Annotated in this window: 6 protein-coding genes; 2 read left to right on the top strand and 4 right to left on the bottom strand. The window is 72.7% G+C overall.

The features are described 5' to 3' along the window. The first annotated feature begins 128 nt into the window (after nucleotides 1-128). The gene (locus ACWGKQ_RS47190; RefSeq protein WP_453298283.1) at nucleotides 129-1649 is read left to right on the top strand and encodes a GMC family oxidoreductase; all 1521 of its coding nucleotides are present in this window, start codon (nucleotides 129-131) and stop codon (nucleotides 1647-1649) included. 36 nt (nucleotides 1650-1685) lie between these two features. Here ACWGKQ_RS47190 and hutI read toward each other — a convergent pair whose 3' ends face one another. From hutI to hutU, 4 genes are all read right to left on the bottom strand, one after another. Then, nucleotides 1686-2861, bottom strand: coding sequence for an imidazolonepropionase (gene hutI, locus ACWGKQ_RS47185; protein ID WP_453298282.1), 1176 nt, complete (start codon nucleotides 2859-2861; stop codon nucleotides 1686-1688). A 20-nt stretch (nucleotides 2862-2881) separates the two neighbouring features. Further along, the gene (locus ACWGKQ_RS47180; RefSeq protein ID WP_453298281.1) at nucleotides 2882-4222 is read right to left on the bottom strand and encodes a formimidoylglutamate deiminase; all 1341 of its coding nucleotides are present in this window, start codon (nucleotides 4220-4222) and stop codon (nucleotides 2882-2884) included. Continuing rightward, nucleotides 4219-5421 carry an allantoate amidohydrolase gene (locus ACWGKQ_RS47175; protein WP_453298280.1) on the bottom strand — a complete coding sequence of 401 codons (1203 nt, stop codon included), beginning with the start codon at nucleotides 5419-5421 and terminating at the stop codon, nucleotides 4219-4221. The genes ACWGKQ_RS47180 and ACWGKQ_RS47175 overlap by 4 nt, the downstream gene beginning before the upstream one ends. A gap of 296 nt (nucleotides 5422-5717) precedes the next feature. Beyond that, nucleotides 5718-7382 (bottom strand): urocanate hydratase, encoded by a 1665-nt coding sequence (hutU, locus tag ACWGKQ_RS47170; RefSeq protein WP_453298279.1) that lies wholly within the window; start codon nucleotides 7380-7382, stop codon nucleotides 5718-5720. A 130-nt stretch (nucleotides 7383-7512) separates the two neighbouring features. Here hutU and ACWGKQ_RS47165 point away from each other — a divergent pair, with 130 nt between their 5' ends. Beyond that, nucleotides 7513-8904, top strand: a complete 1392-nt coding sequence (locus ACWGKQ_RS47165; RefSeq protein ID WP_453298278.1) for a diaminopimelate decarboxylase — start codon at nucleotides 7513-7515, stop codon at nucleotides 8902-8904. The last annotated feature ends 97 nt before the right edge of the window (nucleotides 8905-9001 follow it).

Here is a 9001-nt window from a genome sequence, read left to right as displayed (position 1 = left end):
CCGCAGCGCTGATCCGCGCTGCGGGCCCCGCCGCAGAGGCGGTTGAAGAACCGACTACTTGCTTGCGTCAACAAGCTTTTCACTGACAGAATCGGCGGCACCCCATCGCCTCCGCGGAAGACACGATCATGAGCTCTTCGAGGGACTACGACTTCGTCATCGTCGGCGCCGGCACGGCGGGAAGCGTTCTCGCATCACGACTGTCCGAGGATCCCGCGGTCAGCGTCCTGCTTCTCGAAGCCGGGGCGGAACGGCCGCTGGACCTGATGTCGGTACCGGCCGCGTGGCCCGCGCTGATAGGCAGCAGCGCCGACTGGGGCGGCCTCAGCACCGAGCAGGGCTTCACCGGCACGGCGATCCCCCTGCCCCGGGGCCGGGGGCTGGGCGGCTCCTCCAGCATCAACGGGATGAACTTCCTCAGGGGCCACCGCTCCAGCTACGACCGCTGGCCCGAGCAGGGCGCCAAGGGCTGGGGTTACGACGACCTGCTGCCGTTCTTCAAGAGGAGCGAGAACGCCCCGGGACGCGACGGCGCCGTCCGCGGGACGGGCGGTCCGCTGACGCTGGAACCCCTCGCCGAACCCAGTCCGCTGATCACGGCATGCATCGAAGCAGCCGTGGAGGCAGGACACCGCAGGGTCACGGACGTCAGCGCCGGTCTGGAGATCGGCTTCGGCCGGCCCGACAACAACATCGTCGGCGGTGTTCGCCAGAGCGCGGCCGACGCCTACCTCCGGCCGTACCTCGACCGGCCCAACCTGGACGTGGTCTCCGGTGTCCTGGTGCGGCGCCTGCAGATCACCGACGGCCGCTGCACCGGGGTCGAGTACACCGACGGAGACCGGCCGGTCTCGGTGGGGTGCGGCCGGGAGGTCGTCCTCTGCGCGGGTGCGATCGGATCGCCGCAGTTGCTGATGCTGTCCGGCATCGGCCCGCAGGCGCATCTGCGCGAGGCCGGAGTGACGCCCGTGCTGGATCTGCCGGGGGTGGGAGCCAACCTCCAGGACCACCCGATGTCCACCCTCACCTACACCGCCGGGCGGACCGTCCCCGTCATACCCGGCAACCCGCCCGGGGAAGCCCTGGGACTGCTCCGCACGGACCCCTCGCTGGACCTGCCCGACATCCAGGTCATCTTCCTCAGCGGCCCCCTGTGCGCCCCCTCGCTGACCGGCCCCGACGAGGGTTACACGATCGCCTTCTCCCTGATGAACCCGCAGAGCCGCGGCACCGTCCGCCTCGCCGGCCCGGACGCGGACACACCGCCCCTGGTCGACCCGGACTACTTCGCCGACGAGCGCGACGTCGCCGCGATGCTCGCCGGTCTGCGGATGGCCCGGGAGATCGGGCAGGCGGACGCGCTGGCACCCTGGCGCGGCCAGGAGGCCCTCCCCGGGCCGGGCGTCGTCGACGGCGAGGCCGCCCGGGACTACCTGCGCCGGAGCCTCATGTGCTACTTCCACTACTCCGGCACGTGCCGGATCGGCACCGACGACATGGCCGTCGTCGACACCGAACTGCGGGTCCGGGGCATCGCCGGACTCCGGGTGGCCGACGCATCGGTCATGCCCTCGGTCGTCTCCGCCAACACCAACGCCACCGTCTACGGCATCGCGGAACGCGCGGCGGAACTGGTCGGACGGGCCTAGCGGCGCACTCGGCGCCTTCGAGGGGACGCCGGCCGCTCAGACCACCCGTTCGCCCCGCCGCCACACCCCGCTGACCAGCGGCACGCCGGGGCGGTAGGCCAGGTGGACGTGGCTCGGGGCGTCGAGAAGGAGCAGGTCGGCACGGGCACCCGGGGTCAGGCGGCCGATGTCGTCCCTTCTCAGCGCCGCCGCGCCGCCTGCCGTGGCCGACCAGACCGCCTCGTCGGGGGTCATGCGCATGTCCCGGACGGCCAGGGCGATGCAGAACGGGACGGAGGAGGTGAAGGACGAGCCCGGGTTGCAGTCGGTGGAGAGGGCGACCGTCACGCCGGCGTCGAGGAGACGGCGGGCGTCGGGCCATTCGGCGCGGGTGGAGAACTCGGCGCCGGGCAGGAGGGTGGCGACGGTCCGGCCGCTCGCCAGGGCGTCCACGTCGGCGTCCGTGAGGTGGGTGCAGTGGTCGGCGCTGGCCGCGTCGAGCTCGACGGCGAGCTGCACGCCGGGACCGTAGGAGAGCTGGTTGGCGTGGATGCGGGGGTGCAGGCCCTTCGCCCTGCCCGCCGTGAGGATCGCGCGGGCCTGGTCGCCGTCGAAGGCGCCCTTCTCGCAGAAGACGTCGATCCAGCGGGCGTGCGGGGCGCAGGCGTCCAGCATCTCGCCGGTGACCAGGGAGACGTAGGCCGCCGGGTCGTCCGCGTAGTCCGGGGAGACGATGTGGGCGCCGAGGTAGGTGACCTCGTCGGTGTGGGCGGCGGCGATGCGCAGTGCCCGCGCCTCGTCGGCGACCGTCAGGCCGTAGCCGGACTTCGTCTCGAAGGTGGTGGTTCCCTGGCGGAGGGCCTCCGCGAGGTGGTGCGTGAGGTTCGACTCCAGCTCCGCGTCCGTGGCCGCCCGGGTCGCCGCCACCGTGGTGCGGATGCCGCCCGCGGTGTAGGACCGGCCGGACATGCGGGCGTTGAACTCCTGGGTGCGGTCGCCCGCGAAGACCAGGTGGGAGTGGGAGTCCACGAAGCCCGGCAGCACCGCCCGGCCGCCCGCGTCGACCCGATTGTCAGTGGCGGGTGCTTTGCTGGATTCACCGGTCCACGCGACGCGGTCGCCCTCGATGACGACGGCGGCGTCCTGGACCAGACCGAGAGGGGAGTTGTCACCGAGGGAGGGGTCGTTGGTGACCAGCGCGGCGATGTTGGTGATGACGGTGCTGCTGCTCATGGTGTCCTCGTGGGTGGTCGTCAGGCGCGAAGGGCTTCGACGGCCCGCGCGAGGGCCTGGGGCACATCGGGTACGAGGGTGTGCGCGCCGTCCCGTACGACATGACGGCCCGCGACGACCGTGTGCCGTACGTCGGCCGCCGTCGCGGCGAATACGGCCGTCTCGGCGCCGAGCCGCGGTACCGGCCCCGCGGTTCTGACGGAGTCCAGCGCGATCGTCGTCAGGTCGGCGAGCATGCCGGTCTCGATGGTGCCGGCGTCGTCCCAGCCGAGGGCGGCGTGGCCGTCGGCGGAGGCGGCGCGCAGCAGGGCGGCGGCCGTCCAGTGGCCCCGGGCGCGGGTGCGCAGCCGCTCGTTCAGCTCCATCGCGCGTGCCTCTTCGAGCAGGTCGATGACGGCGTGGCTGTCGGAGCCGAGGGAGAGCGGCGAGCCCGCGCGCTGCAGGGCGACGGCCGGTCCGATGCCGTCGGCCAGGTCCCGCTCGGTGGTCGGGCACATGCAGGTGCCGGTGCCGGAGCCGCCGAGCAGGGCGATGTCCTCGTCGGTGAGGTGGGTGTTGTGGACACCCGTGGTGCGCGGTCCGAGGACGCCGTGGTCGGCGAGCAGCCGGGTGGGGGTGCGGCCGTGGGCGGCCTGGCAGGCGTCGTTCTCCGCCGTCTGCTCGGACAGGTGCACATGCAGCGGGGCCCGCCGCCGCTCGGCCCAGCCGGCCACGGTCGCCAGCTGCCCGGCGGGCACGGCCCGTACCGAGTGGATCGCCGCCCCGATCCGTGCGTGATCCCGTTCCTTGAGAACTGAACAGCGTTCGGCCCAGGCCTCCGCGCTGCCGTCGGAGAAGCGCAGCTGGTGGGCGTTGGGCGGCTCGCCGAAGCCGCTGGACAGGTAGGCGGTGTCGAGGAGGGTGATCCGGATCCCGGCGTCGGCGGCCGCCGCGATCAGCGCCTCGCCCATGGCGTTGGGGTCGGCGTACGGGGTGCCGCCGGGGGCGTGGTGGACGTAGTGGAACTCACCGACACAGGAGACGCCGGCCAGCGCCATCTCGGCGTACACCGCGCGGGCGAGCGCGTGGTAGGTGTCCGGGGTCAGGCCGTCGGCGAAGGAGTACATCAGCTCGCGCCAGGTCCAGAAGGTCCCGGAGCCGACCTGGACGGTGCCGCGCAGGGCGCGGTGGAAGGCGTGCGAGTGGGTGTTCGCCAGGCCGGGGAGGGTGAGGCCGCGCAGCACCTCGGCCCCGGGCGGCGGCGCGGGCACCTCGGTGCGCACCGCCGTGATCCGCCCGTCGGCCACCTCCACGGCGACGCCCGGCTCGACGTGCGTGTCCAGCCAGGCGTACTCCAACCAGTACGTCGTCCGTGTCGTCACCCGCGGGCCAGCCCTTCCAGTACGTCGGCGAGCGCGCTCACCCCGGCCACGCAGTCGTCCTCGGCCGCGAACTCGGCCGGGGAGTGCGAGACACCGGTGGGGTTGCGCACGAACAGCATGGCGGTCGGGATGCTCCCCGAGAGGATCCCGGCGTCGTGTCCGGCACCGGTACCCAGGACGGGCACGGTGAGACCGGTGTCCCGGCCGAGAATGCGCCCGAGTTCGTCCCGCAGGGCGTGGTCGAACTCGACGACCGGGGTGAAGGACTCGCGGACCACGTCGAGGTCGATGCCGTGCGCCTGCGCGTACTCCCGGGCCGCCTTCTCGATGCCGCCGACGACGGTGTCGAGGGTGGCCTGGTCGGCGGCGCGGGAGTCGAGCCAGCCGCGCACCAGGGAGGGGATGGCGTTGACGCCGTTCGGCTCGACGGCGATCTTGCCGAAGGTGGCGACGGCACCGGCGAGTTCGGCCTCGCGGCGGGCGGCGAGCACGGTCTCGGCGTACGACAGCATGGGGTCGCGCCGGTCCACCAACCGGGTGGTGCCGGCGTGGTTGGCCTCGCCGCGGAAGTCGAACCGCCAGCGTCCGTGCGGCCAGATGGCACTGGCGATGCCGATCCGGTCCCCGGACAGGTCCAGCGCCCGGCCCTGTTCGACGTGCAGTTCGACGAAGGCGCCGATGCGCGCGAGCCGCTCGGGGTCGGGACCGATGGCGTCGGGGTCGTAACCGGCGGCTTCCATGGCCTGCGGGAGCGTGATCCCGTCCCCGTCGGTGAGCCGGTGGGCCTGCTCGACGGTCAGGTGCCCCGAGGTCAGCCGGGACCCGACACAGGCGAGCCCGAACCGGGCGCCCTCCTCGTCACCGAAGTTGACGATGGCGAGGGGCCGGCTGAACTCGACGCCCTTCCCCCGGAGTTCGTCGAGCGCGGCGAAGGAGGACACGACACCGAGGGGCCCGTCGAAGGCGCCGCCGTCCGGCACCGAGTCCAGGTGCGACCCGGTGACGACGGCGTTCCCGGCATCCGGATCCCCGAGCCAGGCCCACTGGTTCCCGTTCCGGTCGACCTCGTAGCCCAGCCCGCGCCCCTCGGCCTGCTCCCTGAACCAGTCCCGGCACTCGGCATCGGCCCCGCTCCAGGCGAACCGCCGGTACCCGCGGGACTCGGCATGCCGCCCGACGGGCAGCAGCTCCCGCCACATGGCGTGAAAGGAGCCCGCACTCCGTACCGGCTGCGAGCCCTCGCCCCGCACAGGCTGCACAGCCTGTGGGCCCTCGCCCCGACCAGGCTGTGGGCCCTCACCCCGTCCAGCCTGTGGGCTCTCACCCCGTACAGGCTGTGGGCCCTCGCTCCGTACAGGCTGTGGGCCCTCGCTCCGTACAGGCTGTGGGCAGTCGTTCCGCAGGGCGGAACGGGTGGGCACAGCCGAAGCGGCAGACGGCGACGAGAGCTCAGCCCCCACCGGAGCGCTGCCGCCGGGTCCCCCCTCACGGGCATTCACGCGTCGCCACCCTCGCGCATCGGCACCCGGACGCCCCGCTCGTCGGCGACCGACTCCGCGATGTCGTAGCCCGCGTCGACGTGGCGGATGACGCCCATGCCGGGGTCGTTCGTCAGCACCCGGCGGATCTTCTCGCCGGCGAGCTTCGTGCCGTCGGCCACGGTCACCTGCCCGGCGTGGATGGACCGGCCCATGCCGACCCCGCCGCCGTGGTGGATGGAGACCCAGGACGCCCCCGAGGCCACGTTGACCATCGCGTTCAGCAGCGGCCAGTCGGCGATCGCGTCGGAGCCGTCCAGCATGGCCTCCGTCTCACGGTACGGAGAGGCCACGGAGCCGCAGTCGAGGTGGTCGCGGCCGATGGCCAGCGGTGCGGCCAGCTCGCCGCTCGCCACCATGTCGTTGAACCGCTCGCCGGCCTTGTCCCGCTCGCCGTAGCCGAGCCAGCAGATGCGGGCGGGCAGGCCCTGGAAGTGGACCCGCTCGCCGGCCAGCTTGATCCAGCGGTGCAGGGACTCGTTCTCCGGGAAGAGGTCGAGGATCGCCTTGTCGGTCTTGGCGATGTCGGAGGCCTCGCCGGACAGGGCGGCCCAGCGGAAGGGGCCCTTGCCCTCGGAGAAGAGCGGGCGGATGTAGGCGGGGACGAAGCCCGGGAAGGCGAACGCCCGGTCGTATCCGGCCAGTTGCGCCTCGCCGCGGATGGAGTTGCCGTAGTCGAAGACCTCGGCGCCGGCGTCCATGAAGCCGACCATGGCCTCGACGTGCCGGGCCATGGACTCGCGGGCCCGCGTGGTGAAGCCGGCCGGGTCCTTGGCGGCGGCGTCGGCCATGTCCTCGAAGGCCACCCCGACCGGCAGGTACGCCAGCGGGTCGTGTGCCGAGGTCTGGTCGGTGACGATGTCGATGGGGGCGTTCATCGCGAGCAGCTGGGGCACCAGGTCGGCCGCGTTGCCGAGGACGCCGATGGACAGCGGGCGGCGGGCGTCGCGGGCCTCGGTCGCCAGCTGGAGGGCGTGGTCCAGGCTGTCGGCCTTCACGTCCAGGTAGCGGTGCTCGATGCGGCGCTCGATGGCGCGCGGGTCGCAGTCGATGCAGATCGCGACGCCGTCGTTCATGGTGACGGCGAGCGGCTGGGCGCCGCCCATGCCGCCGAGGCCGGCGGTGAGGGTGATGGTCCCGGCGAGGGTGCCGTTGAACTTCTTCGCGGCGACGGCGGCGAAGGTCTCGTAGGTGCCCTGGAGGATGCCCTGGGTGCCGATGTAGATCCAGGAGCCGGCGGTCATCTGGCCGTACATGGTCAGGCCGAGGGCCTCCAGGCGGCGGAACTCCTCCCAGTTGGCCCAGTCGCCGACGAGGTTGGAGTTGGCGATGAGGACACGCGGGGCCCACTCGTGGGTCTGCATCACGCCGACCGGGCGGCCGGACTGGACCAGCATGGTCTCGTCCTGCTTGAGGGTGCGCAGGGTGCGGACCATGGCGTCGAAGGAGCGCCAGTCGCGGGCGGCCTTGCCGGTGCCGCCGTAGACGACGAGCTTGTCGGGGTGCTCGGCGACCTCGGGGTCCAGGTTGTTCTGCAGCATCCGCAGGGCGGCTTCCTGCTGCCATCCCAGGGCGCTCAGTTCCGTACCGCGCGGTGCTCGTACGGGGCGGGGTCCTGACATGGTCTGCCTCCTAGCGAATGCCGGCCAGTGTGATGTTCCTGCGGTTATTCACATCCTGGCTCGCTGAATAGAGCTAGTCAATACATCCGGACCGCCAGCGCGGCCGCGTTCCGGATGTTTGGCTGGACGTATGGGTCTCAAAGGTGCGGACAATGACATGTCGGGGGACGACGATGAACGGATCGGGCGGCGGGACGACGCCGTACGGGCGGCGGTGGAGCAGGGGCTGCTGGGGCCGGACGCGCCGATCGTAGGCCTGCTGGACGTGACGGGCATCCGCGCGTCGGCCGCGGAGCTGCGCCGGGCGTTCGAGGCGGTCGCGGCGCCCGGTACCGCGATCCTGCACGCCTTCGCGGTGAAGGCGAACCCCCTGGTTCCGGTGCTGCGGCTGCTGGTCGAGGCCGGCCTGGGCGCCGAGGTGGCCAGTGCGGGCGAGCTGGCGCTGGCCCGGGCGGCCGGGGTGCCGGCGGAGCGGACGGTGTTCGACGCGCCCGCGAAGACCGAGCCGGAGCTGCGCGAGGCGCTGGCGCTGGGCGTCGCCGTGAACGCGGACAACCCGCAGGAGCTCACCAGGATCGACGCACTCCGGCACACCGCAGGACCCGCCGCCCCGCCGCTCGGGATCCGGGTGAACCCGCAGATCGGGGCCGGGACGATCGGGGCCACCTCCACCGCGACCGCGACCTCGAAGTTCGGGGTGGGGCTGCGGGACGCGGGGGCCCGGGAGTGGGTCGTACAGGCGTTCGTGGAGCGGCCGTGGCTGACGCGGCTGCACGCGCACGTCGGCTCGCAGGGGATCCCGCTGTCGCTGCTGGCGCGGGGCGTGGCGGAGACGTACGCGCTGGCCGAGGAGATCAACGCGCGGGTCGGACGGCGGCAGGTCGACACCCTCGACATCGGGGGCGGGCTTTCGGTCGACTTCGCCTCGGAGGCGACGGAGCCGACGTTCGCGCAGTACGCGCGGCTGCTGGCGGAGGCGGTGCCGGGGCTCTTCGACGGGCGGTACGGGCTGGTGACCGAGTTCGGCCGGTCGCTGCTGGCCCGGCACGGCACGGTGCTGGCCCGGGTGGAGTACGCGAAGAGCTCCGGCGGCCGGCGGATCGCCGTGACGCACGCGGGGGTGCAGGTGGCGCCGCGGACGGTGTACGTGCCGGGGGCGTGGCCGCTCAGGATCGCCGCGTACGACGCGAAGGGGCGGCCCAAGGAGGGCGCGCCGGTGGTGCAGGACGTGGCGGGGCCGGCCTGTTTCTCGGGCGACCTGCTCGCCGAGGGGCGCGCGCTGCCGCCGCTGGAGCAGGGTGACCTCGCGGCGGCGCTGGACACCGGGGCGTACTACTTCGGCAGCCACTACTCCTACAACTCCCTTGCCCGGCCCGGAGTTTACGGCTTCGCACCGGACGGCGACGGGGGCCTGGCGTTCGCCGTCGTACGGGAGCCGCAGACGGTCGCCGAGGTCGTGGCCGAATCCGGAGGGGCGCACGCCGACGCGCTCACCACCCTGCGCGCAACCGAGAGCCGTTGAGACGCCTCGGAAAGCAGGGATCAACTGGTGTGAAAAGCAGCCCAGTTGACCAACGTTAGCCTGCCGGAAGCACGTTCCACTGGAAAATGCCAAAGGA

The organism is Streptomyces sp. NPDC054770 (genome assembly GCF_053611985.1).
This window is presented reverse-complemented; position numbering and strand designations above follow the sequence as displayed.